Origin of the sequence: Nostoc sp. NMS8 (assembly GCF_017115045.1) — a bacterium.
In the GTDB taxonomy this organism is placed as follows: Bacteria; Cyanobacteriota; Cyanobacteriia; order Cyanobacteriales; family Nostocaceae; genus Nostoc.
Genome location: NZ_JABXKK010000040.1, coordinates 152,853 through 178,598 on the forward strand (window position 1 = coordinate 152,853; position 25,746 = coordinate 178,598).

23 protein-coding genes and 1 pseudogene are annotated in these 25,746 nt (G+C 41.4%); 18 read left to right on the forward strand and 6 right to left on the reverse strand.

Annotated features, from left to right (window positions below):
• Window positions 1–3: 3 nt before the first annotated feature.
• Complete coding sequence (locus HWQ39_RS06660; RefSeq protein WP_292842843.1) at window positions 4–648, reverse strand: restriction endonuclease subunit R; 645 nt, start codon at window positions 646–648, stop codon at window positions 4–6.
• Window positions 649–876: 228 nt separating this feature from the next.
• Between HWQ39_RS06660 and acs the strand changes: the two genes are divergently transcribed.
• The 4 genes from acs (at window position 877) to HWQ39_RS06680 (ending at window position 4,646) form a co-directional block, all read left to right on the forward strand.
• Window positions 877–2,850, forward strand: a complete 1,974-nt coding sequence (gene acs / locus HWQ39_RS06665) for an acetate--CoA ligase (RefSeq protein ID WP_292842845.1) — start codon at window positions 877–879, stop codon at window positions 2,848–2,850.
• A 106-nt stretch (window positions 2,851–2,956) separates the two neighbouring features.
• Window positions 2,957–3,421, forward strand: a complete 465-nt coding sequence (locus tag HWQ39_RS06670) for a XisH family protein (protein WP_292842847.1) — start codon at window positions 2,957–2,959, stop codon at window positions 3,419–3,421.
• Window positions 3,391–3,723 (forward strand): XisI protein, encoded by a 333-nt coding sequence (locus tag HWQ39_RS06675; RefSeq protein ID WP_292842849.1) that lies wholly within the window; start codon window positions 3,391–3,393, stop codon window positions 3,721–3,723. The genes HWQ39_RS06670 and HWQ39_RS06675 overlap by 31 nt, the downstream gene beginning before the upstream one ends.
• A 242-nt stretch (window positions 3,724–3,965) precedes the next feature.
• On the forward strand, window positions 3,966–4,646 hold the full coding sequence (locus tag HWQ39_RS06680; protein WP_292842851.1) for a tetratricopeptide repeat protein: 681 nt from the start codon (window positions 3,966–3,968) through the stop codon (window positions 4,644–4,646).
• Between the two features lie 265 nt (window positions 4,647–4,911).
• On the opposite strand, the gene HWQ39_RS06685 is transcribed toward HWQ39_RS06680, so the two are convergent.
• The gene (locus HWQ39_RS06685; protein ID WP_292842853.1) at window positions 4,912–5,898 is read right to left on the reverse strand and encodes a DUF1517 domain-containing protein; all 987 of its coding nucleotides are present in this window, start codon (window positions 5,896–5,898) and stop codon (window positions 4,912–4,914) included.
• A 1,058-nt stretch (window positions 5,899–6,956) separates the two neighbouring features.
• On the opposite strand from HWQ39_RS06685, the gene HWQ39_RS06690 reads away from it, so the two are divergent.
• The 12 genes and pseudogenes from HWQ39_RS06690 to HWQ39_RS06745 all read left to right on the forward strand — a co-directional run bounded on the left by HWQ39_RS06690 (window position 6,957) and on the right by HWQ39_RS06745 (window position 18,606).
• A complete protein-coding gene (locus tag HWQ39_RS06690; RefSeq protein ID WP_292842855.1) occupies window positions 6,957–8,195 on the forward strand; it encodes a glycosyltransferase family 4 protein in 1,239 nt (412 codons plus the stop codon).
• A 184-nt stretch (window positions 8,196–8,379) separates the two neighbouring features.
• The gene (locus HWQ39_RS06695) at window positions 8,380–8,718 is read left to right on the forward strand and encodes a hypothetical protein (RefSeq protein ID WP_292842857.1); all 339 of its coding nucleotides are present in this window, start codon (window positions 8,380–8,382) and stop codon (window positions 8,716–8,718) included.
• A gap of 623 nt (window positions 8,719–9,341) precedes the next feature.
• Window positions 9,342–11,483: a pentapeptide repeat-containing protein gene (locus HWQ39_RS06700; RefSeq protein ID WP_292842859.1), complete on the forward strand. Its 2,142-nt coding sequence runs from the start codon at window positions 9,342–9,344 to the stop codon at window positions 11,481–11,483.
• 140 nt (window positions 11,484–11,623) lie between these two features.
• A complete protein-coding gene (locus tag HWQ39_RS06705) occupies window positions 11,624–12,115 on the forward strand; it encodes a hypothetical protein (RefSeq protein ID WP_292842861.1) in 492 nt (163 codons plus the stop codon).
• A gap of 126 nt (window positions 12,116–12,241) precedes the next feature.
• Complete coding sequence (locus HWQ39_RS06710) at window positions 12,242–12,448, forward strand: hypothetical protein (protein ID WP_292842863.1); 207 nt, start codon at window positions 12,242–12,244, stop codon at window positions 12,446–12,448.
• Between the two features lie 209 nt (window positions 12,449–12,657).
• Window positions 12,658–13,914 (forward strand): GNAT family N-acetyltransferase, encoded by a 1,257-nt coding sequence (locus HWQ39_RS06715; protein ID WP_292842865.1) that lies wholly within the window; start codon window positions 12,658–12,660, stop codon window positions 13,912–13,914.
• A gap of 2 nt (window positions 13,915–13,916) precedes the next feature.
• Window positions 13,917–14,393, forward strand: coding sequence for a Holliday junction resolvase RuvX (ruvX, locus tag HWQ39_RS06720; RefSeq protein ID WP_292842867.1), 477 nt, complete (start codon window positions 13,917–13,919; stop codon window positions 14,391–14,393).
• A 143-nt stretch (window positions 14,394–14,536) separates the two neighbouring features.
• Window positions 14,537–15,109 carry a DUF3727 domain-containing protein gene (locus tag HWQ39_RS06725; protein ID WP_179064283.1) on the forward strand — a complete coding sequence of 191 codons (573 nt, stop codon included), beginning with the start codon at window positions 14,537–14,539 and terminating at the stop codon, window positions 15,107–15,109.
• Between the two features lie 238 nt (window positions 15,110–15,347).
• Window positions 15,348–15,979, forward strand: a pseudogene (locus HWQ39_RS06730) (hypothetical protein).
• Window positions 15,980–16,029: 50 nt separating this feature from the next.
• On the forward strand, window positions 16,030–16,569 hold the full coding sequence (locus HWQ39_RS06735; protein WP_292842868.1) for a YqeG family HAD IIIA-type phosphatase: 540 nt from the start codon (window positions 16,030–16,032) through the stop codon (window positions 16,567–16,569).
• Window positions 16,570–16,856: 287 nt separating this feature from the next.
• The gene (proB, locus tag HWQ39_RS06740) at window positions 16,857–17,966 is read left to right on the forward strand and encodes a glutamate 5-kinase (RefSeq protein ID WP_292842869.1); all 1,110 of its coding nucleotides are present in this window, start codon (window positions 16,857–16,859) and stop codon (window positions 17,964–17,966) included.
• Window positions 17,967–18,018: 52 nt separating this feature from the next.
• On the forward strand, window positions 18,019–18,606 hold the full coding sequence (locus tag HWQ39_RS06745) for a Uma2 family endonuclease (protein ID WP_292842870.1): 588 nt from the start codon (window positions 18,019–18,021) through the stop codon (window positions 18,604–18,606).
• Between the two features lie 172 nt (window positions 18,607–18,778).
• On the opposite strand, the gene HWQ39_RS06750 is transcribed toward HWQ39_RS06745, so the two are convergent.
• Both HWQ39_RS06750 and HWQ39_RS06755 read right to left on the reverse strand, forming a co-directional pair.
• A complete protein-coding gene (locus HWQ39_RS06750) occupies window positions 18,779–19,420 on the reverse strand; it encodes an HAD family hydrolase (protein WP_292842871.1) in 642 nt (213 codons plus the stop codon).
• Between the two features lie 15 nt (window positions 19,421–19,435).
• The gene (locus HWQ39_RS06755; RefSeq protein ID WP_292842872.1) at window positions 19,436–20,407 is read right to left on the reverse strand and encodes an ROK family protein; all 972 of its coding nucleotides are present in this window, start codon (window positions 20,405–20,407) and stop codon (window positions 19,436–19,438) included.
• Between the two features lie 114 nt (window positions 20,408–20,521).
• Between HWQ39_RS06755 and HWQ39_RS06760 the strand changes: the two genes are divergently transcribed.
• Window positions 20,522–20,743 (forward strand): hypothetical protein, encoded by a 222-nt coding sequence (locus HWQ39_RS06760; RefSeq protein ID WP_292842873.1) that lies wholly within the window; start codon window positions 20,522–20,524, stop codon window positions 20,741–20,743.
• A gap of 4 nt (window positions 20,744–20,747) precedes the next feature.
• Here the strand turns inward: HWQ39_RS06760 and HWQ39_RS06765 are convergent, their stop codons facing one another.
• Window positions 20,748–21,500 carry a Mut7-C RNAse domain-containing protein gene (locus tag HWQ39_RS06765; RefSeq protein WP_292842970.1) on the reverse strand — a complete coding sequence of 251 codons (753 nt, stop codon included), beginning with the start codon at window positions 21,498–21,500 and terminating at the stop codon, window positions 20,748–20,750.
• Between the two features lie 1,031 nt (window positions 21,501–22,531).
• Between HWQ39_RS06765 and HWQ39_RS06770 the strand changes: the two genes are divergently transcribed.
• Window positions 22,532–23,509 (forward strand): sucrase ferredoxin, encoded by a 978-nt coding sequence (locus tag HWQ39_RS06770; RefSeq protein WP_292842874.1) that lies wholly within the window; start codon window positions 22,532–22,534, stop codon window positions 23,507–23,509.
• A gap of 142 nt (window positions 23,510–23,651) precedes the next feature.
• On the opposite strand, the gene HWQ39_RS06775 is transcribed toward HWQ39_RS06770, so the two are convergent.
• Window positions 23,652–25,241: a helix-turn-helix domain-containing protein gene (locus HWQ39_RS06775; RefSeq protein WP_292842875.1), complete on the reverse strand. Its 1,590-nt coding sequence runs from the start codon at window positions 25,239–25,241 to the stop codon at window positions 23,652–23,654.
• Window positions 25,242–25,746 lie beyond the last annotated feature (505 nt).

The window sequence follows — 25,746 nt, forward strand, 5'->3', positions numbered from 1 at the left end:
ATTTTACTGAAAAGTCGGTAACTTACAGATAGCTTTGAAAACTTGTAATAACTCGATTGCACCGGGAGATTCATTCAGACTTAATAATGGCATCAACTGATAAGTTGGCTGCTGTTCATCTCTTAAATAAACAAATTGATAACGCAGTCCGTTAGTTACCAAACCCCAAACTGATGGTTGTTGGTCTAAACTCTTAAAAGCATAAGTGAGTAATTGAGGTAAACCCTCACCTACTTCAACCGCACTATTTTTCGTTTCAATCACTACAACCCAAAAAGGCGGCGCAATCATACTCTGAGGATTGTTGATTGCTAAAATATCCATCCGCCCAGTAATTCTTCTATCTTCATCTTCGACTGCGATCGCAATGCTATCTTCCATTGTCAACCGAATCGGCACATCGTAAAATCCTGCTAACCGCATTAGTGGCGCGATGGTTATAAATTTAACCAAACCTTCAGATATTTTACCTACGCTTAGATAACGTTCAAACTCGCTTCTGATTCGCAATAAATCCTGCTGTTCAAACTCAGAGAGTGGTTCTAAAGTTAAGAAATCTGTAAATGAACCACTTGAAAGCTTTTCTAGTTTGAGCAACCGATGAACATCGTTGAGAGATAGGCTACTAGCTTCAACAGTGAGCGTCATAATTTCAGGCTTTGTTTGTCAAGACTATTTACATCTTCCAACATTCGCGGTAGATAGGTTGCCATCTAACCTCTTTACATTTCTTAAACGCTTGCTTTTGGTAGATGAAAATGAATGTAAACTAAATAACTCGGCAATTTCCACCCAGCTTAACGAAAATCTAAACCCTGTATAGCACAACTGAGCTAAGAATAGTTTTTAGTAACAATAGCGATCGCAAATGTAACCATGTCTCAACCAACCATAGAATCAATCCTACAAGAGAATCGCCTCTTTCATCCTGCCTCGGAATTCTCGCAGAACGCTCATATCAAAAGCCTGGCTGACTATCAGCGTCTCTACGCTAAAGCTAAAGCCGATCCGCAGCAATTTTGGGCAGATTTGGCTGGAACGGAATTAGAATGGTTCCAAAAATGGGATACAGTACTAGACTGGCAACCACCTTTTGCTAAGTGGTTTGTCGGTGGTAAGATTAACATTTCTTACAACTGTCTTGACAGACATCTCACTACTTGGCGCAAAAATAAAGCCGCACTGATTTGGGAAGGAGAACCAGGTGATTCGCGTACTCTTACATACTCCCAACTGCACCGGGAAGTTTGCCAGTTCGCCAATGTATTGAAGCAACTGGGTGTACAAAAAGGCGATCGCGTTGGTATCTATATGCCGATGATTCCCGAAGCGGCGATCGCAATGTTAGCCTGTGCCAGAATTGGCGCACCTCATAGTGTGGTATTTGGTGGTTTTAGTGCCGAAGCTTTGCGCGATCGCTTAATTGATGTTCAAGCTAAACTAGTAGTTACGGCTGATGGTGGTTGGCGCAAAGATGCGATCGTTCCTCTCAAAGAACAGGTCGATAAAGCCTTAACTGATGGTGCTGTTCCCAGTGTCGAAAACGTCCTAGTTGTCAAGCGCACCGGACAAGAAACTTATATGCAGTTGGGTGGACGCGATCATTGGTGGCATGATTTGCAAAAAGGTGCATCAGCAGATTGTCCCGCCGAACCGATGGACAGTGAAGATATGCTGTTTGTCCTCTACACTTCTGGCAGCACCGGCAAACCTAAGGGTGTAGTGCATACAACTGCTGGTTATAATTTGTATAGCCATATTACCACCAAATGGATATTCGACCTGCAAGACACCGATGTATATTGGTGTACTGCTGATGTAGGTTGGATTACGGGGCACAGCTACATTGTCTATGGCCCGCTTTCCAACGGTGCAACCACGGTGATGTATGAAGGTGCGCCCCGTGCTTCACATCCTGGCTGCTTCTGGGATGTAATTGAAAAATACGGCGTTAATATTTTTTATACTGCACCTACGGCAATTCGGGCATTTATTAAGATGGGTGAACAACATCCGAATGCGCGAAACTTGTCTTCATTGCGTCTGTTGGGAACCGTTGGCGAACCAATTAACCCCGAAGCTTGGATGTGGTATCACAAAGTCATTGGTGGCGATCGCTGTCCAATTGTGGATACTTGGTGGCAAACAGAGACAGGCGGTATCATGATTACATCACTACCAGGGGCAATTCCCACCAAACCCGGTTCCGCAACTCTTCCCTTCCCTGGAATTATTGCAGATGTCGTAGATTTAGAAGGAAACACCGTACCCAATAATGAAGGCGGTTATCTGGCGGTGCGACATCCTTGGCCAGGAATGATGCGGACAGTCTACGGCGATCCAGAACGCTTCCGCCGCACCTATTGGGAACACATTCCGCCTAAAGACGGTAACTATATTTACTTTGCTGGTGATGGCGCGAGAGTTGATGAAGACGGCTACTTCTGGATAATGGGTCGTGTGGATGATGTACTGAATGTCTCAGGGCATCGGCTCGGTACAATGGAAGTAGAATCAGCCTTAGTTTCGCATCCAGCGGTTGCAGAAGCGGCGGTAGTGGGTAAACCTGACGAACTTAAGGGCGAAGAAGTAGTTGCTTTTGTGACTCTAGAAGGCACTTATCAAGGAAGTGAAGAACTGATTAAAGAACTCAAACTGCACGTTGTCAAAGAAATAGGTGCGATCGCACGTCCGGGAGAAATTCGCTTTACAGACGCTTTACCCAAAACGCGATCGGGTAAGATTATGCGGCGCTTGCTGCGGAATCTAGCCGCAGGACAAGAGGTATCTGGTGATACTTCCACATTGGAAGATCGTGGTGTGTTGGATAAGTTACGGGAAGGCGCATAGAAATTTTAGATTTTGGATTGGCATTTCCTATATTGGAGATGCCTTTCTATGACGCTCAAAACATGGTGCATTATACATCGCTATCAAAGACATCCTAGTATCAATAATGCCAGCAAGAGATAGTATTCACAATATAGTCAAGCAAGCAATTATTAAAGATGGTTGGAAAATAACTGACGATCCGTATGTTATTTCTTACGGGGAAAGATTCTTATTTATAGATTTGGCTGCTAATTTAGCATCAACATTTAACCAAGCTCAAGGAAGTTTTATCGGTGCAACAAAACAAAATCAGCGAATCGCAATTGAAATTAAAGATTTTCGGGGTCAATCTGTTATTGCTGATTTAGAACAAGCGCTTGGACAGTATACACTCTATCAGCTTTTACTCAGTAGAATAGAACCAGAGCGAGAACTATATTTGGCAATTACAGATACTATCTATAGCAATATTTTCAATGAACCAATTGGCGAACTAGTAATTACAGAAATGCCACTGAAATTAATCATCATCAATTTAAAAACAATAGAGGTAATACAATGGATACCACTACGACCTATCGGAAAATAATCAAGCAGATAATTATACAATATTCTAAACTTCGTCCCTCGCATGGAGATATTCGACTTGACCCAATTTTTGATGAAACGCACGATAGGTATGCTTTGATGCAAGTGGGTTGGGATAGAGGACGGCGAGTCCGAGGAAATCTAATTTATGTCACGCTACAAAATGGTAAGGTTTATATTGAATATGACGGCATAGAACACGGCATAACCCAAGATTTGATAGCGATGGGTGTTTCTCCAGCAGATATTGTTTTAGCTTTTCTGCCTGAATCAGAGCTAGCTGCTAGTGCAGTAAAATTCTAAATTACGATTTCCATTGTCAGTGTACAGGCGATCGCGCTTAGAGCCAAAGCGAATAAAATTCGTAGTTATACAAACTGTCGTCCGCCTGTGCAGACTAAGAATTGAAGCTTTGAAACCCCACAGAGGTTGGTTGTGCTTGTGTAGACGCAATTTCTAACGGCTCATTTCAGTTGTAGTGCGTTACATGCTAGCGCGCCACATTTTATTATGGAGATAAGAACATTATCGAGGCGTTGAGGGCGATGAAGCTGAAGAACAAACTAAAATCAGCATTTGTTCAACCTTTTAGCTGCATGATGCTGAGTATTCTCGCTGTAATGGGGATATCACCATTAGCTTTGGCGGTTCCTGCAAGAGTTTCGTTGCATATGCCAGAACAGGATACATATAAAGAACCACAAAAACTAGCACAATTTTCAGGTGCAGATTCACCACAGCGATCGCAGCTGCTACAACAAGCTAATACTTTATATAATCAGGGAGACTTCAAGGACGCAGAAGAAAATTTACGTAAATTCATTAAAAAATTCCCAGAAGATGCCTTTGGACACTTCCAACTGGGAAATGCGCTTTTTCAGCAAAAAAAATCAGAAGAAGCAATTAGCGTTTATCGAGAAGCCATTCGCCTCCAACCAAAATATGCTCTAGCTTACAATGCGATCGGTATGGCTTACGCTAGCCAAAGTCGCTGGCAAGAAGCCATTACTGAATATAAAAAAGCTCTGGAAATTAATCCTAATTATGGCGAGGCACTGACTAATTTTGCACTGGCAATGTGGCAAACAAATAAAAAAGATGAGGCGCTATCTTCTTTAGAAAAAGCTTTAAATATTTTCAAAGAACAGAATAGAGGTGAAAAAGTTAACCAAGTCGAACGAATTTTGCGAGAAATTAAAACTGCTGATGAACCTAGTGTTTCATGAAAATTATATTATTTCGCGTTCGAGAATCAAAGTATGTTTGATAACTTGGAGTAAATAGCTTAATCTAGTATCTTTTCACGCAAAGATGCAAACAAAATTGCATCTTTGCCATGTTGATGTAAAATGCAAAAAAAAGAGAGGGTAATAAGACAAAAAATAATTGGTATAGTTACAAAAAAACTGCCTGTCATTGACAAGCAGTTTTCTAGTTATTGCCCTCAAAAGGTAACTTTTTATTGGCGCTAAAGTGCAAAATTTTTAGAAATTAAACAAGTCTCAAATCAGGATAATTTGCCAACACCTCATCAGATGTCAGAGTATCATTTTCAGCTTGGGGAGTCCAAAGAACTTCAATTGCCAGAAGCTTGTCGCTAGGGATACTACCAATTTGCCGCAAAGCTTGACGCAAATCGTCAGCACTGTTAATCGCCGTAGGGATTTCAAACTTACCTAGTGTCGCCGCCAGCAAGGTGACGATAATATATTCACCAGGACCTTCAGTAAATAGGCGGGTGGGGTTGTCGAGTTCACCAGTCGCAGGTAAAGCATCTTTGGCAAGGGCTGCTTTTAGCTGGTTGTTGACATTAGAAAGAGTTTCTTCGCTAAACTTGCTGCGTTCTGCCAGTGACAGCCGATTAAACTGACTTTCAGCTGAATTTAAACTGGCTTGTTGAGTACCACCACCTGCATACACAAAGTATTCTGGATGGCGGAGTAAGGCTAGGCTGGCTTCTTGGAGAATTTCCGCTCTACCCTCTGAGGTGTTAGTATCAGCAGTCTCAGCAATGTGGTTGAGTTCATTTTGCAATTCACGGGCTTGAGCTAACAAACCTACTTGCAAACGAGTTACCGAAACAGGAGAGCTACTGCTGTAATCTGCTTCTGGAGTTTCACCGCTAGAGACGCGGCGGAAAGTTTGCAATAAGAAATTAGCGATCGCCAAGAAAATTAAGATGGTAAATATACCACCAAATCCTCCGCCAAAACCCCAGAGCGGAAGTAAGAAGGGAAAGCCAAAGCCACCACCAAAACCACCACCAGGATAGTAGCCGCCCCCACCAGGAGGTGCATAAGTGCGTGGTGTATAGGTGCGGCTGCTAGAAGGCATTCTAAAGGAGCCGCCACCGATGCGACCGCCACTGCGGGCTGCTAATGCTCCGTCAGCGTGACCAAGAGCCAAAGCTAACACCAGGGTTAGGGCTAAGAAGGTTTTTAACAGCGGTTTGATGGTTTGTTGTAGTTTTTTACGCATAAGACAATCGCTTGAAAAACGGAATTATTATTTCTGATTTCTCCCTATATTTGGGAGCAGTGTCGCGGTATGCCGCTAACGCCAGCCCGTAACAAGCAAGAGAGTTTGTCGCATTTACGTAGCATTCTCTTTTAGAAGCTACATATTCAATCTACCGCGTCTTATCTTGGGTAAACAGCGATCGCAGGGGGGATTTCTCGACTGGGGAACCGTACCTGAAGATATGTTCATCATCAGAGAAATTTGCGATGTCTACGACAGGCTACGCCTACGGGCAATTATTTGCTATGTCTTGGACTAGCACTTTGATGAATACAGTTTTAAATTATACAGACGATTGTAATTTTTAGTAATTATTTTTAGTAATTATTTTAATATTCTGTTGACGGTAATGAGGCGTTGAGCCACTGTTGAGTGGAAGATTCATATCAGTATTATTTCTTACTTATTATTCACGACTCCTGAACTGACTTGTTTTGTTACAAGGTGGGATGGTATTTTAAAATAATAAATATTATTTACTACATCCGTGTACTTAATATTTACGTATACAAAGCAGGCTTGCAAATGTCTATGATGCCCATCATTCAACTAAGCTAGACATCAAATAGCGATGAAGTACTTATGCGAATTTTTGGCATTTTGGCACAACAGTTTAGAGAATTTAAGATACTATATTGAACGTAGTAGTCTGTCAATAAATAATTGATGGATAAATTCCTTGTAGAGACGGCGATTTATCGCGTCTCTCTAACCCAGTAGCTAAATTTCGTAATTTCCGCAACAGTTGTTTACTGAGCAATTTGGCTACAAGTGCTAGATTTTATTTACTGTTCATCATGTACAGAAAATCTCAATATTTGAGAATTGGGCAATAAAAATAAAATCAACACCATAAAAAAATAATCTTCCTGAGTAATCTTTTAAAATAGGCTGCAAATTTGTCTACAAATTCGTTTTGAAAGAAATAAAATAATAATTATGGCTTTGAAAATAATCTTAATTGTAAATAAATTAAAATTTATTTGAAATTTTGAAATATAGTCATCAAATTTCTTATGGAACATATTTCTCAACTAACAGCCGAAATCAGAGACAAAGCTGCATACCCAGATATCCTAGTCATAAGCCGGATCTTCCTGCCGAAAGAAGCTGTAATTGGGGAATATATTTACAATCGCTGTCTCCAAGATCCAGAACGAGTTATTGTGCTGGCGGCTAGTTGCTCAGGAGATCGAGTCTTTGATCGAGGTCAACAGTTTCCTGTGTATCGCTGGTATCATCCTACATACTGGCGTAGTAGCTGTGTGGAAAGTGTACTGAAGCCTTTGGTCAATATTGTCTGCTCATTTGTTCTGGCAATTAAACTCTATTTTCGCTATCACTATCGTTATATAGAGTGGGGCCACGGCTATGATTTTCCTTCACTGTTGCTATTGAGCTATTTGTTACCTATTCGCTTTTTTATCTATCTGCACGGCAACGATTTTCTCTGTACTTTACACAATCCTGTGCTGCGATCGCTATTTAAACTAACACTCAAACGCGCCGAAGGCATTGTTTGCAACAGTTCTTATACAAGAGACTACCTCAGAACTGCTTTCCGATTAGATACTCCTACCCACGTTATTAACCCAGTAATCAGACCAGAAAAATTTGGTAATAATGTCGCGAGTCCCAGTAGCCTTGATGATTTACGTGTTCGCGTGCGTCAGATGTACAACATTCCCGAAACAGCAATAGTTATTCTCTCCATTGGCAGGCTCATAAAACCAAAAGGTTTCGACCGAATAATTGAGAACATTCCACTATTGCTAACTTTTGGGTTTGATGTCCATTATATAGTCTGCGGTCAAGGCCAAAGTGAATCGGCATTGAAATCTCTGGCGCATCGTTTGCGAGTAGATAAACGCGTACACTTTGCCGGATATCAGCCAGAGCGAGAATTAGTCGGTTATTATGCAGCCTGTGACATATTTGCCATGCTGACTTTATCGGAGGCTAAGGCTACACCTAATAATATGGAAGGTTTCGGTATGGTTTATTTAGAAGCAAGTTACTTCGGTAAGCCCATAATTGCCTCTCGTTTAGGCGGTGTTCTAGACACAGTTCAGCATGAAGAGAACGGCATACTGGTTAATCCAAATTCTGGCTATGAAGTTTTTCAAGCTTTTAATCAGTTGTGCAAAGACCAGCAACTACGTGAACAACTCGGCCGCAAAGGTAAAGAATTAGCCAACCGTAGAACCCTTCATCGATCGCTTTACAAGTCAGAGGGAAGAAACACGATTTTGTGATATAAATGCAAATCGAGCGATCGCCAAAAGCTAATGCCTGGGCATTGGGGACTGGGGACTGATATTTTTACTCATTACTCATTACTCATCACTCATTACTCTGAACTGAACCATATTGCCACCAAAAATAGAATTTGGTTGGTCTATTGTTAAATAAGTATACTAGCTGAGGTAAAAAAGATTGATGAATCCTCAACCAGAAGAAGACTTACAGCGTCGCCTCAATAAACTAGAGGCAGAGATTAATTCGCCACCTGTGGTAGTTCCACAACCACAAGAACAAACGCCTCAGTCTATTTTTGCCAACTTTAACTTACAACTAGAGCGGTTTCCGATTTGGTTTAACAACTTATCTGGGACTAAAAAGCTTGTAGTTTCAGGCGTGACGGTACTAGTAGGCTTGGCGATGCTACAAGCAGTGTTTAAATTAGTTGCATCTGTAATCACTCTGGCACTTTTGGCAGTGTTAGTGTATGTTGGATACAAATTTTTTGTGTCCGGTAGCTTTCAACGTAAGCAATAAAACAGGAGTCAGAATACAGAATACTCTACCCATAAAGGGATGGAGTTTTAAGGCGAGAATATTTTAATTTTTTTCGCCCACCATTCCACTCGCTTTTAGCCAATATTTCAGACGCGACTCGAAAATACTCGCTAACGCTGCGCTATCACCCACTCGTACAGAATTCAGTATGAATTCTGACCGGAGCTTTCGGAGTCTCCGGCTCCGCTCCTGAGTTCTGAATTCTTCTTATAAAACGTTGATAGGTATTTGCTTTGTACTCTACCCAGAGTGATGAGAGTCAGGAGCCAGAATACAAATTGCTCCTGACATACCAAGGATTTCAAGGAAAGTAAAGTATACGAGCGAAGTATCAAAACTAGGTGTAAAGCCTGTTTTACTTCAGAATTCAGTTAGCGCAGCGGGGCGTAGCCCATTCTGACTCCTGAATCCTATTTCAATATGCTTTTCTTTTTGTTGTAGGACTTACGCAAAAGTACACGAGGTAGGGGCAATTCATGAATTACCCCTATCTGAAAATAAGGGTTTCGGCTATTGTTTGCGTAAGTCCTGTGTTGATTAGCTGAGTCTATTTTAATTGTGCCGATCGCGGCGTAGAAATAATATCAAAGGGAATTATTACGATGACATCACCAATTGTTAGGAGAACTAGTAATCAATCTGGTCAGTCAAAAAAATCGGAAAGAGCTAATTCGTTGTTGCTAGCAAGTAGGCGTTTTGCGGCTTGGGCGGCTGAAATTACGTTAGTGGTTACTAGTGGGTTAATTCCCTTCGGTCTTGGTGTCTATGCCAATTCTAGAAGCGATCTGAACCGAGTACCGCTTAACCCCGTGCTGGTAGTCACAGAAAGAGCGATCGCCAGACCCCTAGCTCTACCCGTCAGTTATGGCATTCGTAACGTGGCATGGCCGACTAATATTTTGTGGACAATCGCCCTGTTAGCGCCTGTAACCCTCTCGTGGTGGCAATTGTATTTACTAGCTAAGACTGGTAGCACAATTGGGAAACGTTGGTTAAAAGTGCGGGTTATCAACGAGCAAGGGAAGCCGCCTGGATTAGGGGCAGTTGTCATCAGAGAAGGAGTTGGGCGTTGGACTGTACCCATTTCCATCGCCTATCTGTTGTGGCGCTACAGCTTTGCTTTTCCGAATTTAGGATTATTCACATTTTTGTCTTTATTAATGATTGTGGGTGAAGGGATAGGCTTACCGTCACGTCGGGGGCGTCGCGCATTCCACGATCAACTTGCGGGTACTTATACAGTAGATGCACTCTTAGCTACCAATAGACAAGATCAGTCTACTGGCGATAATGATGAAGCAGAAGAATGGCAAGAGGGAAATGAAGAATTAGCACTAGTCCAAGCCAACCAGTCACCTAATCTCTGGCGGCGGATACAGCAAAATCCCAATCTAACCTTGTTTGGGGTAGGGCTGACGAGTATGACTGCTGTGTTGGCAACTTTAATCGGCACTCAAGTTTATATTCAAATTCAACAATCCCAGCGAGCAAGCAAGCAAATCAACAGCCAACAGTTCCTCGAACTCGTCAAACAATTGACTCCCAACTCTGTGGCGACTGATGAGCAACGCCAAAGTGCAATTCTGGCTATGGGTGGTGTTAACGATCCACAATCCATTAAATTTCTGGCGGATTTATTAGTTAGCGAAACTAACCCTAGCCTCCTGGATACAATTCAACAAGCTTTGACAACTGTTGGGCCCCAAGCCATCCCAGAACTAAAAAATAAGAATCAGTTTTTAGTGGGTGAACTAGAATCTGTGGGTAGCACTGCAACCAAAGAGCGGGAATTACGGCAAGGGCGGCTCCAAAGAAACCAGCAAACGATTAACAAGATTCTCTCTGTTTACAGCGGGAAAATGGAGGGTGTAGACCTGAGTAGCACCCAATTAGGTCAAAGTGGTACTCCAGGAAGTTCCTTCTTCAACTTGGTATTAGACAACCTTGATTTATCAGGAGTTAAGTTTAAATCTACAAATCTTAACCAAGCCAGCTTTAAGGGTAGCCGCTTCCGGGGTGCGGGTGAAGATGGACGCTGGGATACTTACGATGATGTCATAGCTGATTTAAGCCAAGCTCAATTACAGCAAGCCAATCTTACTGACGCTAACCTCAGTCGCGTCTTAATGAACCGGATCGATTTGAGCCGTGCCACTCTTAACAGAGCCAACTTATCTAACGCACGTCTATATGATGCTAAACTCAACAGCACTCAACTAGTAGGAGCCGATCTGCGAAACGCAGTTTTGGAAAGAGCTAGCTTGACTGGGGCAGATTTAGGTGATGCGAAATTAAACGAAGCCAATCTTTATTCTGCCCGTTTAGGTCGCGCCACTGCGATCGGAACACAATTATCCTTTGCCAACTTAACTAACACTGATTGGCAAGGGGCAGACTTATCAGGAGCCTATTTGGATCGTGCTAATCTCAGCAATGCGAACCTCAGCGCCACTCGTTTAACTGGTGCTGTTTTGCGTTCTGCCCAGATGGAAAACGCTAACTTGCAAAATGCCGACCTGAGTCTTGCCGATTTACGGGGGGCGAATGTCGCTGGAGCAGATTTTAAGGGAGCAATTCTCGCTCCAAGCAAACAAGACCCAGCAGATCAATTTGTCCAAACCCCAGATTTAGGCTCAGTATCAGCTGTAGTTCAAGGCGTTGATTTTTCTCAAGCCAAAAATTTAGATGCCAAGCAATTAGCCTACCTTTGTACTCAAGGAGCCATTCATCCCCGTTGCCCGTAGAATGGAGCAGAGGGAGCCGGGAAGAAGCAAGGGAGCAGGGAGCAGGGAGCAGGGAGAAGAGTTTTCCCCTCCGCACCCCGCCCCTCTGCCTCTTTTCAATGCCCAATGACTAATAACTAATTGGTGTGAGGAGTTGGTTTATGAAATATATTCCATATTTGGTTTCAGTTTTGGGGGCTGGCTTGATTTTGAGTCTGGCGAGTACGAAACCAGCACAAGCTCAAGTAGCTTATGGCAGTTATATCGGTATCGGCCCTACTGTTGGGATTACCGATGGTATCCAATTGGGGGGGGTGATAGCGGGACGCTACAAGCTTTTGGAAGCGCCAATTTCACTCCGCGCTCAAGTGTTAATTGGTCGGAATACCGCAGTTGTGCCAACGGTTTCTTACGATTTTCCCCTCAATTGGCAAGCTGATGCCTATCTGGGTGCTGGATTGGTGCTGGCTGGTGGTGGTGATTCTTCTCCTGTGGGGGACAAAATTAGTTTTGCTTTACAACCAGGCGTTGATTATATGATCCCAAATAGCAATACAGTCCTTTTTGGCAATGCCATCATTGTTTTTGATGCCTACCGTGATAGCGGTGGTACAGCTATCTCCGTACAAGGTGGTGTCGGTTTGAGATTTTAAGGGGCAGAGACTATCCCTAAGAAGCGTTAAACTTCATTGCAAATTAAGAAGTTAATCCAAACAACGTGATAGTTTTTGGTGATGAAGAGAGACAGCATAGGATTAACACAGGAGAACACAGTGGCAATGGAATCAAATTTATTAACGGATGCAGTCGCAGAAGAAGTGAATCAAGATTTCAGTGAATATGTCGCTAACCTACAACTTCACATGACCCTGCAAGCTCGCAATCTTGTTCCAACCCTGAAACAAACACTGGTAGATAGTCGCCAGCAATTACTCCATCAAACCCAAGCCAACTTTGAAAAGCTCGTTTCTCGACAAGGGCTATAAAATATATACAAATTTTAATCAAAATTCCAATAAAATAAGGGCAGATGTTGTTGGGTCAATGCCAATGGTGTTCTCACAAGGTCTGCTTTTTCTGCTTTTTTAAGTATTAAGTTACTAAAATCACCCTTTTGGCACAATAGTATAGGGCAGAAACTAGTTAAAATTATTGCAGCAGTTTCTCCCTTTCCAGAGCAGTTAGTTAGGGCTAAATGGCGGCTCGAATAAAAATGACTTCATTAATTCCCAGAAACCTCAGCGTTGTTATCCGACCAGTCCAATACCGGGATCTGGACGGAATTGAGCGCATAACTCAAGAGTCATTCGCAGCCCTTACTCCCCAGGGAGCAGGTTTTGCCATCAACCAGATGCAAAGGCTGCGTCGCTGGTATGGATTACTCAAGTTTTTGAGTTGGTTTCCTAACCCGCTACAGTATCGCCTCTGTGCCTATATTGCAGAGCAAGGGCGGATGCTTCTCGGATTGATTCAAGTGTCACCCTTTAACCGGACACGCAGTACTTGGCGAATCGATCAAGTACTACTAGAGCGTGGTGTCGATAAACAAGGAATTGGTTCGCAACTTTTGCGTCATTGCTTTGAATCGATTTTGGAAGCTCGCACTTGGCTACTGGAAGTTAACATCAATGACATTGAGGCGCTGGCATTATATCGGCAAAATGGATTCCAGCGTCTAGCAGAAATGACCTACTGGGAAATTGGGCCAGAATTACTGGCTGAGTTGGCCCAAGCAGAGCCAGATTTGCCCAACCTTTTGCCAGTAAGTAACGCTGATGCCCAATTGCTATATCAACTAGATACGGCATCGATGCCACCTCTGGTACGTCAGGTTTTTGACCGCAATACCCGCGACTTTAAAACCAGCTTGTTCGGCGCTTTAACTGAGGCAGTGAAGCAATGGCTGACTAAAACAGAAGTAGTTAGCGGTTACGTATTTGAACCCCAACGCAAAGCTGCGATCGGCTATTTTCAGGTACAACTCGACCGTAAGGGTGAAGTTCCCCATGCAGCAACGTTGACAGTTCATCCGGCTTACACTTGGCTGTATCCAGAATTACTATCCCAACTGGCTCGGATTGCCCAAGATTTTCCGCAGCAAGGGTTACAATTAGCCTCCTCAGACTATCAGGCAGAGCGAGAAGAGTATTTGGAGCAAATTGGGGCAAAACGCATAGAACATACATTAGTTATGTCTCGCTCTGTATGGCATAAGCTACGGGAGTCTAAATTTGTCTCCTTAGAAGGAATTCAGTGGACTGATATGTTGCAAGGTCTACAACCGGCACGTAAACCGATACCAGGTGGGATGTCATGGATACAACCAGGAAAACTGCCATCCTCAGAGAAACCACTGCCAAGTAAGTCAGAACCGATTAACTTTTCGGTAAAAAACCCCAGCATAGAAGCATCGCCGATTTCGGAATCAGCAGATGCCCAGCAGGAGGATTAGTTGTGATATCCCAAGAGCAAGTAAAACCGTTTATTTCAGCGTTGGGACTAGATTTCGGTCGCAAGCGCATTGGTGTGGCTGGGTGCGATCGCACGGGTTTAATTGCCACGGGAATCACCACTATTGAACGTACATCTTTTGAGCAAGATGTCGAGCAAATCCGACAAATAGTTAATGAACGTGAGGTGCAAATTCTAGTTATGGGCTTACCCTATTCAATGGATGGCTCACTAGGATTTCAGGCTCGTCAAGTTCAGAAATTTACGACAAGACTTTCTAAAGCACTAAAACTGCCTGTGGAATATATGGATGAGCGATTAACTTCATTTCAAGCAGAGCAACTACTGATAGCTGAAAACCGCTCTCCATCACGCCATAAAGGTTTGATTGACCGCAAGGCAGCTGCTTTGATTTTACAACAGTGGCTCGATGTGAAGCGTGCCAACTCCCGGAGTTCAGTTGCGGCTCTTGAATATTGATACCTTTTAACATGATATTCTGAAAACGATTAGCCAGCAATTGTATCTACGTATAAATCTATTTGCTTGATATTAACATGTCATTAAGATAGTTAAGCGATTTCCAATATTGCTGGAATTTATTAAATTTCTACATTTCGGCTATGTTTTCCTCTCCATTCTCTGAAGAAAATGATAACGCTCATGCGGGTTCCATCACTTTAACCGATGACAAAGGGCGATCGCTCGACTGTTATATTGAGCATTCCCTGGAGGTAGATGGACAAGAATACGTTTTGCTTCTTCCTGTAGACTCACCTGTAGAAATTTTTTCTTGGGAAGGTGACGGAGAGGAAGAAGAAGCAGTTCTGGTAGAAGATGACGCCATCATTGAGCAAATTTTTGCGAACGCTCAAGCTGTACTATCTGAGCAAAACTTGATATTGAAGAACACAGCTTATGCTCTCACAGTTGAAGGTGACTTACCGCCAGTTGAAGAATCAGAACTCTTCACCTTAGAAATCGAAGACGAAGGAGAAGATTTAGAGCCAGAGCAATTACAGCTACTCGCTAGCTTTTATGATGAAGATCAGGAGTATGCAATTTATACACCCTTAGATCCCCTGTTGTTTTTTGCACGGATAACGAAAACAGGTGAACCCGAATTACTCTCTCCAGAGGAGTTTCGCCAAGTGCAACCTTTGTTAGAAGAACATCTTTTTAATGAAGTTGAATAAGATTAAAAATTCAAAATGTAATATTTTCATTTTGAATTTTTTAATTGGGAATTTTATTCTCAGCACAATTTAGTTAGACTTTTTAGCATGTCCCATTAAATGTGGAAGCAATGAAACATTAACACTAAATTGGGACAATTAGTATTTTTTAAAATCCTGGAAAAAGCATTTTAGTTGATAGAGATTTTTAATCCAAAATCTATAATCCAAAATCTGAAATTGCTATGAGGTGCTGAGAATGGCTTATAGCGACTTTACATTAAGTAAATTTAAGAAGTCATTCAGCATCCGCATTGATGAAGAAACTGATTTATGTGCTGACATATCACCTTTACAGGCAAGTGAGAAACTCAAAAATTCTTTAGAAGAAACTACAGAACTGGCTTTAGCAATTAATACTGAAAAAGCTCAGCTCGTTCAGAAATGATTATCACTCCGATATTGTTGGAGGTAAGACGCAGAGCTAATTATCCAATTAGTTTATTTTCAGGAACAGATTTTAATGTAGATGCAGACAAAGGTCTGAATGGATACTGTGACTTTATCATTAGTCGTTCTAAAGAGCAACTAACGATTAATGTGCCGGTGGTGGTGATTATTGAAGCCAAAAATGAAAATATTAAAGGTGGATTAGGTCAATGTGCAGCTGCAATGTTGGCAGCACAATTGTTTAATCAACAAGAAGGAAATGAAATTAGTAAAATTTATGGTGCGGTAACAACAGGCGACATTTGGAAGTTTTTGAAGTTAGAAGAAAACGATATATTTATTGATTTGAGTAATTATTACATCAAAGAAATAGATAAGATTTTAGGAATTTTATCTCAAAATGTTCAGGGAGACATTCCAGGATGGAGTTCGACTAACTAAACTATATTGGGTTATGCTCATTTGTCTTACCTATCTACATTTGACTGTTTATGGTCTGGAACAATCTTTTACAGCCTGACTTGATTTTAGAGGGTTCAGTGTTGAACCTAACACCAGATATTATCCAAAAATACGGGCTTAAAGGGCTGGTATTGGATGTAGATGAAACTTTAGTACCCTTTACAGTCGGGATAGCTTCCCCAGAACTACGAGAGTGGGTAGAGCAAATCCGTACCTGTACTGCACTGTGCTTGGTAAGTAACAACCTCAGTGAAGCGCGAATTGGTGGAATTGCGCGATCGCTGAACTTACCTTACTATTTGGGTGCGGCCAAGCCTTCCCGCCGCAAAATTAGAGCCGCACTGAGGGGAATGGATTTACCAGTCCATCAAGTGGGGATGGTAGGCGATCGCTTATTTACCGATGTCATCGCAGGTAATCGCCTGGGAATGTTTACCATTTTAGTCGAACCGATTGTTCATGCCGATGCGGCTCTCCGCTCTCATCCCGTCCGCAACTTTGAAGTTTGGATATCTGAAATTCTGGGAGCCTCTATTACCCCCAAGAAAAGAAAGATTCACAAAAGTTGAGAAATCGTCAGGAAAGTAAATCTAAAGAAATAATTAAGGAATCTAAATGTGATTCAAAAATCGGGGATCATAAGTATTAATAACATGGGGTCAGCCAAAAAAGACCTTAACTCATACTAAGTAAATATACTTCCGTAAAGCGTCAACCTTCACTATAGAGGGATTGGCGCTTTACAATTTCATTAGTCATTTGTCCTTTGTCATTTGTCCTTTGTCATTCGTCAGTTACTAATGACCAATGACTAATGACCAATGACCAATGACCAATGACCAATGACTAATGACTAATGACTAAAACAATTGTTATCAAAATCGGCACTTCTAGCCTAACCCAACCAGAAACGGGACAATTAGCACTTTCTACCATCGCTACCTTAGCGGAAACACTCTGCCATTTAAGACGGCAAGGACATCGGGTAATTTTAGTTTCTTCTGGTGCTGTGGGGGTAGGCTGTGCGCGGTTGGGTTTAACTGAACGTCCGAAAGCGATCGCACTCAAACAGGCTGTAGCAGCAGTTGGACAAGGTAGGTTAATTCGGATATACGATGATTTATTTACTACCTTGCAACAAGCGATCGCTCAAGTATTATTGACACGTAGTGACTTGGTGCAGCGCAGCCGCTATCTCAATGCCTACAATACTTTTCAGGAATTACTGGGACTGGGAGTGATCCCCATAGTAAATGAAAATGATACCGTCGCAATAGACGAACTAAAATTTGGTGATAATGACACTCTTTCGGCATTGGTTGCCAGTTTAGTAGAGGCAGATTGGCTATTTTTGCTTACCGATGTCGATAGGTTGTACTCAGCCGATCCCCGTTCCGTACCTGATGCGCGGCCGATCGCTTTAGTTAGTAGCATTAAAGAATTAACAAAATTACAGATACAAACAAGTTCCCAAGGTTCCCAGTGGGGTACTGGTGGGATGACGACAAAAATTTCGGCTGCGAGAATTGCGATCGCTGCGGGAGTGCGGACTGTAATTACCCAAGGGCGATTTCCCCGGAATATCGAAAAAATTATCCAAGGTGAACTGATTGGGACGCATTTTGAACCACAACCTGAACCAACTTCGGCGCGTAAACGTTGGATAGCTTACGGACTTGTGCCTGCGGGGAAATTGTATTTAGATGAAGGTGCGATCGCGGCAATTTCTCTAGCAGGAAAATCCTTATTAGCAGCTGGAATTAAGCTAGTACAAGGAGAATTTGACACACAAGAAGCAGTGCAATTGTGTGACAGTAACGGTAACGAAATTGCCAGAGGACTTGTGAATTACAACAGCAATGAACTGCAAAAGATTCGTGGCTGCCATTCACGAGAAATTTCTACAATTTTAGGTCATGCCGGTGCAGAAACCGTGATTCACCGAGATAATTTGGTTTTAACTTAAAATAGAAATAAGATAAATTTCGTAACTACTAACTAAGAGAGTAAAAAAGATTATGACTCAAACGTTAGAAAATGCTGTTAACTTACCAGAAGAACAACGCTTCTTTCGACATGGATTAAGTTGGGAAAAGTTTAAAGCGATTCAAGCCAGCTTTGAAAATGTGCCAGGTGTGCGGCTGTTTTATTGTGAGGGAATTTTAGAAATTGTGAGTATTGGTAAGCCTCATGAGGTGATTAAGTGTTTAATTGGTTTACTCTTGGGGCAGTATTTCCTGGAACAGGGTATTGAATTTTTCCCCAGTGGGAGTTTTAGCCAGATTGTTCCTAAGATATTAGAATATCAAGTTGACTTATCTTATTGCTTTGTAACCGATAAACTTATACCAGACCTCTGTATTGAAGTAGTGATTACTAGCGGTAGTCCCATAAAATTGCAGAAATACAAATTAATGGGAGTCCCAGAAGTTTGGTTTTGGGAAGATGGCACAATTGAAGTTTACTGCTTGCGAGAACAAGAATATGAGAAAGTTGCTAAAAGTGAACTTATACCAGAATTAGATTTATCTCTGCTCAATCGTTGTGTTTTGTTATCGTCTCCCTTGGAGGCAATTAGGGAGTTTCGTCAAAATATTCAACAGTAATAGTAGTAGTCTGTCAAATTCATTTTGACGGTTAGAGAGACGCGATAAATCGCCGTCTCTACAAGGAATTTATCCGTCAATTAGTTCTTGACAGACCAGTAGGTTTAAATGAAAGAAATACTTTAATATTGCTCAGAGTCTTAATTTTTAGATGAGACTCACAATTATAAGTCTAATGGTGTAACAACAAAGAAGGCAGTTGGTGCATTGAGTAGAAGACATACGCTCCAGATGCCTCAAATAGATGAGCCTCACTTTGCTTGGTATAACCTAAAACTCTCATCCCAGCGGCAACACCTGCACGTACACCCAAAACGCTATCTTCTACAACCGTACAGGATGCAGCTTGAAATCCCATACTTTTAGCCGTATGTAAGAATAAGTCGGGTGCTGGCTTCCAACTTCCAATTTGATATGAGCTAAAGATACATCCTTCAAATCGAGGTAACAGGTTAGTTACACGCAAAGCTAACTTAATTTTTTCGGGTGGGCCACTGGAAGCAACGCAAATAGGTAGATTAATCTTGTCTAAAGCTGCTTCTATTCCTTCTACAGGACGTAATTCACGCTCGAATGCTTCGGCAGTGCGGGTACGAAGCTGAGTTACAAAATCTGGCGGCATCTTCTTCCCAAGTCTTTGCTCAATGACAGCAACACAATCAGCCATTTTGCAACCCTTAAATAATACAATGGCTTCTTCAAGTTTCATTGCCAGCCCAAACTCAGCGACAAATTCCACAAGAACGCGATTGCCTAATCCTTCGCTGTCTACCAATACTCCATCACAATCAAAAATAACTAATTCTGTTTGCACTTATACGCTCCAACCTCACTCATTTATTGTCATAGAAGCGATCGCCACACCGCCCCACAACGGCGCATCATCCCCCAGAACCACCGGCACAATTTCAAAATCAACCTCTGGTAAAGCCGTCTCCCGCGCCACCTGACGCACCACCCGCCAAAAATCCTCCCCCGCCTTAGTAACGCCACCTCCCAACACAAAGCGCTGCGGATTCATCAAATTCGCCACATTGCCAATACCCACACCCAGTGCCCAAGCAGCCTTGTGCAAAACTTCCTTCGCCAAATCATCCCCAGCCGCCGCCGCCTCACTTACCAACTGTCCCGTCAGCAAAGTTAAATCTCCTCCCACCAAACCCCTCAAAACCTCTCCATCTCTGAGTCCTTTGCGCCTCTGCGGTTCCTTCTCCAAAATTTCCCTAACATTTTGCGCCATATAAGGCCCCGACGCCAAACGTTCTACACATCCTCGCTTCCCACACAAACAAACTGGCCCAGCAGGATCGACAACGATATGTCCAATTTCGCCAGCCATTCCACCAGTACCCCGCCAAGGCTTACCGTTGAGTATCCAACCACCACCTACACCAGTGCTGACAGTAATATAAAACAGGCTATCGTATCCCTGTCCCGCACCAAAACGGTGTTCACCCAAGGCAGCGATATTAGCGTCATTATCTACATCAACAGGAACGCCAAACTCCTCCTCCAACAAGGCTTTGAGAGGAATATTTTCCCATCCAGCCACATGATGAGATAGTCGCACCGTTCCCGTGGAAGCGTCAACTGGGCCGCCAAAACTGACACCGATCGCAGCAGGTTTTGCGTCTTCCAGCAAAGAGTAAATTAGCGATCGCATAATTTCCAAGTCAGTGCTAGCATCTGCACCTGCTGGCGATAGACGACGTTCATAACGCAACCACTTTCTCGAACCAACATTTACCAATGCAGCCGCCAGCTTAGTTCCGCCAAAATCGAGAGCTAAAATTAATGTCATAGTTTTTTATACCTCTTTTGAATTATTACAATACGTGGTTTATTTCTCAAGAAAGATGTTTACAAACAAAATAAATTCGACACTAAAGAAAACAGCATACTAATTTGGTAACTTATGACTGCCGATCAACCCAATCCACTCATCGATTTCTCTCACGCCAAAGAACCTCCTCGCTCTTTGGATACCGACAAAGCTCTAGAGGCAGATCCCATTGAACCAGAAGAAGTTACTGGAGAGAGTAAGCTAAATCCCACTCCTAATGATTTGAATCGTGAAGATGAAGATCCTACAATCGGGGGTAGTCAAATAATCAGTGGGAATATTTCAGCTGGGTAAATAGTTACTCACCTTTTTGTGAGTTGAGTACTGCATCAATAAAGTGTTGTAATCGTTCATAATGTGAACCTTTCCAATAAATGCGATTGCAGTCTTGACAACGCTGGAATTGATCGATCTGCGCTCGCAGTTTTTCTGGCACTTGTTCAATAATGGATTGCTTCTCTACAGATTCTAATAATCCATTGCAATGCAAACACCGTTTAAATGGTGAGATTGATTTAAACAAGTCGAAGCGTTGTAGTACTTCTATAATTTGTTCTTGAGGGTTAGTGTTTCTAACATAATACCCATGCGTTACCAAACTACGCATCAATAAACCTTTATCACGAGTCAAGAGAATCCGCGCTTGAGTATAGGATATTTGGGCTAATTTCTTGTCCTCGTAGTCATTGCGGTATAAAGTATCAAAACCTAAAAGTCGTAAAGATGTCGCAAGCTTCCCCAAATGAATATCTAAAACAAAACGGATAATACTGAGCGGTTTTGGCAGAACAGAAACGCTTGGTATAATAACATTCCTAGCTGAAATTGGATAAACATTGATAGTGTCTCCATCGGAAACTATGTAATAAAAATTTACATATTCACCATTAACGTTTATAGAATGCACCTCTGGATGAGGTACACCCAAGGATTCAATCATGTCCTTAATTGAGGCCTTTTTCTCAAACACATGAGAGATTCTTACCTGTTTGTGATGCCGTGGTAAAAAATGATTCAATTCTGCATGAAAGTAGAAATATGCGATCGCCATAGCTACAGATATTTGGACTAGTAGGTGCCCCTTTACTAGCAACAATTCGTCACAATTGCAAAACTTTATCTATTATATTGAAACTATCAATGCTTGTTGTAGTGGGCTATATTTACTATTAAATGCCTGTTGCTCTTCATTTAACAAATATTATAGAGGCAAAAAACTGTAAAGAAGTCATAAACATTCTTAAATACTTGCATTTCTTATTGACTTCAGTTAGAGTCAAAGCAGATGCCTATCATCAAACCCTGACATGAGCTTCAGGAGCTTAGATTAGGTAAAAGGCTAAATACCAAATTTGTTAATGTTGATTTTAGTGACGCTGATAACAATTAATCACTAGTTTTCATTATTAACTTATCGCACATCGAGTACAGGGCTGTAAAGCATTTGCCCCTAGTTTAATTGTTTTTATTTTTCTCAGTTAATTGAGAATTATTTTCAATATGAAGCATGAATAGATCGATAGATAGTGTGGAAGAAATCTTAAAACAGTATGGCTTACCAGGGCGATTGCTGTTTATTAAATGTTTCCGCATCTACCTTTAGGAATATGTTTCTTACAAGAGCGGCACAGAATTATATTTTTATGTGTAAAAACAGGATCTATAAGTAGCTATGTAGATAATTTAAGTAAAACTTTAAACAATTAGATTGTTGCTAGAAATATTTTTGATTGTAGTATCAGCTACATCGATATTGCAAGCAAGTTAATCGTCTGGTAACGTTCAGAAAAGCCGAGTTTCCGCAAGTGAAAATTTATGAATACTAGATAACAATAAAACTAGATACAAAATTAACGCCACTCATACGGAAAAATATCTCTTGACACTGTTTATCTCTATTGTGGAGAATTTATTAACCGGAAAGACCTCGATCAATAATGATGTTATAAAGTGGCTACCTAGTTTTAACTGGGAAATGAATATTGTTCTTTTTATCTCCTTTAGCCAAGGATTTGTAGCTAAGAACACAATTGTATTTTGTAATACTTTTTGTCCATAAAATACGCTAATGAGTACAGCGAGATGAATACTTTTTTTTGTTCTGATGATTCACGTCAAGTAGGAGAAGATGTTATTGGTAGTGCCACCAATTATCAAACTTATATTTTAGTTGAGTGTCCTTTACCTTGGACGTCAGAAGCCTTTAATTCCAAATGGGTACCTGAGAATTTGAGGATTTTGGTAGAAGAAGTTAAGCGTGCTAAACTACCGATTAGATTCCTCTTAATTGCTAATGATATATCACACAAAGTAAATCACACTAGGCTTTTGATTTATCAAAAAGAAGAGGGACTAACTAATGGATACCGTAAACAAGAGTTTGAGCTAGCAAATATTCAGCAAGTAGCAGGAGTTGTCCAAAAATGGATATGGGGTATCAATTCTAATTTGGAAGTAGAAACTAATACAACTAGAGATATTTTAATTTGTACCCACGGTAGCCATGATAAGTGCTGTGCGAAATATGGCGCTCCTTTTTACTTCCATGTAACAGCGAAAAATGCTGATTTGTGCTTAGATAATGTACGAATTTGGAAATCATCGCACTTTGGTGGACATCGGTTTGCACCAACAGTCATAGACTTACCAGAAGGAAGATACTATGGTCGTCTAGATCAAGATTCATTTAGATCGATTTTGACTCGGACAGGTGATATTCAATGCTTAGATCAAGTCTATCGAGGCTGGGGAATTCTGCCTGCTGCACTTCAGGTTTTGGAAAGAGAACTAATTCTCTCTAAAGGATGGGATTGGTTTAACTACAAAGTTGCAGGTAAAGTTTTAGAGCAAAGTTTAGACAATAATACTATCCTAGCTGAACTAAGTTTTGAACAACCTTCTGGTTCTCTCTACACTTACCAGGCTAAACTTGTTAGAGATGAAACCAAGACTCAACAACTAAAGAGTTCATGTAATGCTACAAGAGAGTTGGTAGTTACTAAATATGCTGTCGGCAGTCTTTGGATTAGCTCTAGTAAGGTGATGAGTTATAGTACGTAAAAGAGGAGAGTTTTTAAACGCAGAGGAACGCAGAGTATTACTAAATTTAGTTCGTTACTAATTAATTAAATACTGTATTTAGATATAACATCTTTGCGTTCCTTTGCGATTTCCTCTGTTCCCCTCTGCGTTTAAATCAAGATTAAGTCATATTTAAGACTTTTCGTAAAAGTATTTGATCTTCTAATTTGGCTTTTAAACGACCATTTTCAATATCTCGAATCCAGCTTTGGCTTTTACCTGTGAGTTTTGCCAATTCTCTTTGGGAGAGATTCAAATTTTTTCGCGCCTGCAAAATCTGTTCGCCTAGTAAATCGTTTGTAGCTTTGGGTTTCCTTTTGGCTTTGGCAGCTCTTGTTTTCTTTTTTTCCGATTCTGAAATTTGCTGTTCCCATTCTGGTGGGAGTTCAAAAGCTAAAATCCGCGCATTCATTAGCAGATTCCATTTCCCACGGGGGCCTGTGTCTGTGAGGCGAGTTTCAGCACCACCGTCATTAGTCCAAAATTCTAATGCTTCATCTGGATCTTCGGGAAGATCAACTAATTTTGCCCACAAAGGTTGAATTTCTGGTGGGTAGGTAACTGGATCGAAAAGTGGTTTCATTCCATAGTGATTGAGAATTTCTAAATCGCTTTCAAAGGTTCGCAGCAGACGTTTACGTTCTTCCCGTTGTCTGGATGCAAGGGCGACTTTATCTTCGCCGTAAGCAATACGCAGTAAGGTAGGAATGGTGATGCGTTGTTCCTTGCCCATTTTGGTTTTAAATAGCAACCACAACATTAGTCGGACTGCGCCTTCGTGTTGCTGCCAAATACTCATGACTGTGGTTAGCAGTGTTTTGGGGAGACTGCCGTATTGATAGAATGCGGTTCGCTCTTTACACGCTTGTTTGTTTAAGAAATATTGTGCCCAAATACCTGCTTTTACTTTAAAAGTTAGCCCAATCAGATATTTGCATCCGAGATTGTCTTCTTGAAAGTGGTGCTGAATATCTACTAAGTGCCATAAGCGGCTGTTTGTAACAGAGAATCCGTTAATTCGACCTTGTTGGGGCCAGTCAATAGAGATAATCAGAGAGCAAGCTTGCTGAACAATATTTTTCATTAAAGCTAGCTTGGCAGCTTTGCTCAAATCCTTGCGTTTCTCCATCCCCAAATATTTCTCGAGTTGTCGCTCATCGATCGCAAATTCTTGCTCCCAAGGTTGCTCTAAGGCTGTAGCATAAGCTGCAAAAATCAAATGTATGCAGGCGGCTCTGATGTCAAGCTCCTCAATTGCTGCTATATCTGTGGCCTTGTCGTTAACTTTTAATGGATCTTGGATGTGAAAAGCGATCGCACCTCGTCCTTGATTGACTTGTCGGCTGTAACTGATGTAGCCTTCTTCGTCGGTTTCCCAATGTAGTGATGTGCGCTGCGCTAGTACATTACAAGCTTCCCAAATTGCGATCGCGGAAGCAAATGGGTTATTCTTACCGTTAGAAAACAAGTCTAAGCTGCTAGCATCTCTCGGTTCAACTTTGCATCTCCCCTTTTTCGCCTGCCAAGGAATGGGAGAATTAGTTGGGCAAGCTATTACACATTGCGGTTTTGAATAATAACCCTCACAATTATTACAAAGACCAAGATCAACCCAGTATTCATTGTTCTCTATTTTGATTGCACCCGTAGGACATTGGGGGCGGCAGTTGTCACATCCAACGCAACTGTTGTTAGGAATTGTATAAGGCATTTGGCTCTTTTCCCACTCTAATCGTTGAGATGTCTGTATCAGGTCTCCCCTGGATGAGTCCTGTTTATTCATGACTCGCTACCACATTATCTTTCTGGCGAGAATAATCTTTTCTCACCACATTCACTTCCCACATCCATATTTGGCTTTGTATCCAATTGGAAGCTATTTAAGGCTTTAAAAGCAGACCTAATAAAACTTCTTATTAACTATACATTTCATGAAAAAAATGATTAATTTGTTCGTGTCAAGCTTAGAAAAAAATCTTAACATTTATTTAACTACGTATTTAATGAACAATTTAGATTTGACCATAAAACCTTACCCAAAGTCTTTTTAGGAGAAAAATAAGCCTCTTACAATTGGAATTCATCTAATTTGTTAATAATTTTAATATTTAAGGCATGACAATATTCTGCCATAAAGTTTACAGTTCCTTCATAAATTAATTCTGTTTATTTTAGTCAAGTAATAATATTCTTTTTGTCACCATTTATCTAAATAT

Coding starts and splice junctions, on each gene's coding strand:
- HWQ39_RS06660 (WP_292842843.1), bottom strand. CDS start 648: ATGACGCTCACTGTTGAAGCTAGTAGCCTATCTCTCAACGATGTTCAT.
- acs (WP_292842845.1), top strand. CDS start 877: ATGTCTCAACCAACCATAGAATCAATCCTACAAGAGAATCGCCTCTTT.
- HWQ39_RS06670 (WP_292842847.1), top strand. CDS start 2,957: ATGCCAGCAAGAGATAGTATTCACAATATAGTCAAGCAAGCAATTATT.
- HWQ39_RS06675 (WP_292842849.1), top strand. CDS start 3,391: ATGGATACCACTACGACCTATCGGAAAATAATCAAGCAGATAATTATA.
- HWQ39_RS06680 (WP_292842851.1), top strand. CDS start 3,966: ATGAAGCTGAAGAACAAACTAAAATCAGCATTTGTTCAACCTTTTAGC.
- HWQ39_RS06685 (WP_292842853.1), bottom strand. CDS start 5,898: ATGCGTAAAAAACTACAACAAACCATCAAACCGCTGTTAAAAACCTTC.
- HWQ39_RS06690 (WP_292842855.1), top strand. CDS start 6,957: ATGGAACATATTTCTCAACTAACAGCCGAAATCAGAGACAAAGCTGCA.
- HWQ39_RS06695 (WP_292842857.1), top strand. CDS start 8,380: ATGAATCCTCAACCAGAAGAAGACTTACAGCGTCGCCTCAATAAACTA.
- HWQ39_RS06700 (WP_292842859.1), top strand. CDS start 9,342: ATGACATCACCAATTGTTAGGAGAACTAGTAATCAATCTGGTCAGTCA.
- HWQ39_RS06705 (WP_292842861.1), top strand. CDS start 11,624: ATGAAATATATTCCATATTTGGTTTCAGTTTTGGGGGCTGGCTTGATT.
- HWQ39_RS06710 (WP_292842863.1), top strand. CDS start 12,242: ATGGAATCAAATTTATTAACGGATGCAGTCGCAGAAGAAGTGAATCAA.
- HWQ39_RS06715 (WP_292842865.1), top strand. CDS start 12,658: ATGGCGGCTCGAATAAAAATGACTTCATTAATTCCCAGAAACCTCAGC.
- HWQ39_RS06725 (WP_179064283.1), top strand. CDS start 14,537: ATGTTTTCCTCTCCATTCTCTGAAGAAAATGATAACGCTCATGCGGGT.
- HWQ39_RS06735 (WP_292842868.1), top strand. CDS start 16,030: ATGGTCTGGAACAATCTTTTACAGCCTGACTTGATTTTAGAGGGTTCA.
- proB (WP_292842869.1), top strand. CDS start 16,857: ATGACTAAAACAATTGTTATCAAAATCGGCACTTCTAGCCTAACCCAA.
- HWQ39_RS06745 (WP_292842870.1), top strand. CDS start 18,019: ATGACTCAAACGTTAGAAAATGCTGTTAACTTACCAGAAGAACAACGC.
- HWQ39_RS06755 (WP_292842872.1), bottom strand. CDS start 20,407: ATGACATTAATTTTAGCTCTCGATTTTGGCGGAACTAAGCTGGCGGCT.
- HWQ39_RS06760 (WP_292842873.1), top strand. CDS start 20,522: ATGACTGCCGATCAACCCAATCCACTCATCGATTTCTCTCACGCCAAA.
- HWQ39_RS06765 (WP_292842970.1), bottom strand. CDS start 21,500: ATGGCGATCGCATATTTCTACTTTCATGCAGAATTGAATCATTTTTTA.
- HWQ39_RS06770 (WP_292842874.1), top strand. CDS start 22,532: ATGAATACTTTTTTTTGTTCTGATGATTCACGTCAAGTAGGAGAAGAT.
- HWQ39_RS06775 (WP_292842875.1), bottom strand. CDS start 25,241: ATGCCTTATACAATTCCTAACAACAGTTGCGTTGGATGTGACAACTGC.